Genomic DNA, 1,024 nt, shown 5'->3' on the forward strand with positions numbered 1-1,024 from the left:
CAACGACAATCCGCCGCCGGCCAAGCCGAAGGCCAATCCGTTCACGATCGACAATCTGCTGAAGTCGCTGCAGTAGTAGTCGACTACCCACGGTCTCGATCGAGCAGCCGCCGCAGCATCGGTTCGATGCGTGACAGTTCGTCGAGATGCGCCGCCGACAGCTCGGCCAGGCAATCGTCGGCGCGCTCGGTCAGTTGCAGCAGCACGCGGCGATGGTCGTCCTTGTCCTGATCCCTTGTGACCAGCCCTGCCTCGCCGAGACGGTTGACCAGTTCGACGGCGCTGTGGTGGCGAATGCGCAGGCGTTCCGCGAGATCGCCAACCGTCACCGGGCCGCCGCCGGGGAATCCCTTGATCGCCAGCAGCGCCTGATGCTGGCGCGGGGTCAGGCCGGCGTCTTCCGCCTGGACCTGGCTGAATTCGAGGAACCGGCGGATCAGGTAGCGAAACTCCGACAGCCGCTGGTAATCGGCCTGGCTGATGGCGGGACGTTGTTCTCGTGGCTGCGACATATCAGACATGTGTTCGTTTTCCGGCGAAAGCTCAAACGGATTTCGGGCGAAACCGGCTTGAATATTTATATCGTGTTACGATACATAGCCACCGACAAACCCGGCTGGCCGCTTCGACCGTGCCGCACCCCAGACATACGGCCGCCGCCAGGAAGCAACTGCCATGAAGACCCATCATTCGAACCCGGAGCACCTGCGCGATTTCACCACGGATCCCAGGGTTCTGCTCGTCGCCGCCATTGCCGTGGTGGTGGCGACAGCCGGGTTGTTTGCCGGCATCGCGCTTTTGAAGCTGATCCGGCTTGCCACCAACATTGCCTATTTCGGCCAGTTCTCGCTTGCCGACCTGAAGCTCGAGAACACGCCGCTTGGGCTTGCCGCCGTCCTCGTTCCGGTGATCGGTGCGCTGATCATCGGCCTGATGGCGCGCTATGGCAGCGAGAAGATCCGCGGCCACGGCATTCCCGAAGCCATCGAGGCGATCCTGCACGTGCGCTCGAAACTCGACTCCA

At 62.7% G+C, this 1,024-nt stretch carries 1 protein-coding gene and 1 pseudogene; one reads left to right on the forward strand and one right to left on the reverse strand.

Translation table 11 applies throughout. The features are described 5' to 3' along the window. Positions 1-83: 83 nt before the first annotated feature. The gene (locus EN969_RS32720; protein WP_013531012.1) at positions 84-521 is read right to left on the reverse strand and encodes a helix-turn-helix domain-containing protein; all 438 of its coding nucleotides are present in this window, start codon (positions 519-521) and stop codon (positions 84-86) included. A gap of 154 nt (positions 522-675) precedes the next feature. On the opposite strand from EN969_RS32720, the pseudogene EN969_RS32725 reads away from it, so the two are divergent. After that, positions 676-1,024: pseudogene (locus EN969_RS32725) on the forward strand (chloride channel protein); the annotation flags it as partial.

It is taken from the genome of Mesorhizobium sp. M7A.F.Ca.CA.003.01.2.1 (assembly GCF_003998945.1).
In the GTDB taxonomy this organism is placed as follows: Bacteria; Pseudomonadota; Alphaproteobacteria; order Rhizobiales; family Rhizobiaceae; genus Mesorhizobium; species Mesorhizobium ciceri.

What these genes read in the sequence shown, in the direction of transcription:
- EN969_RS32720 (WP_013531012.1), bottom strand. Translation starts at nt 521, where the DNA reads ATGTCTGATATGTCGCAGCCACGAGAACAACGTCCCGCCATCAGCCAG.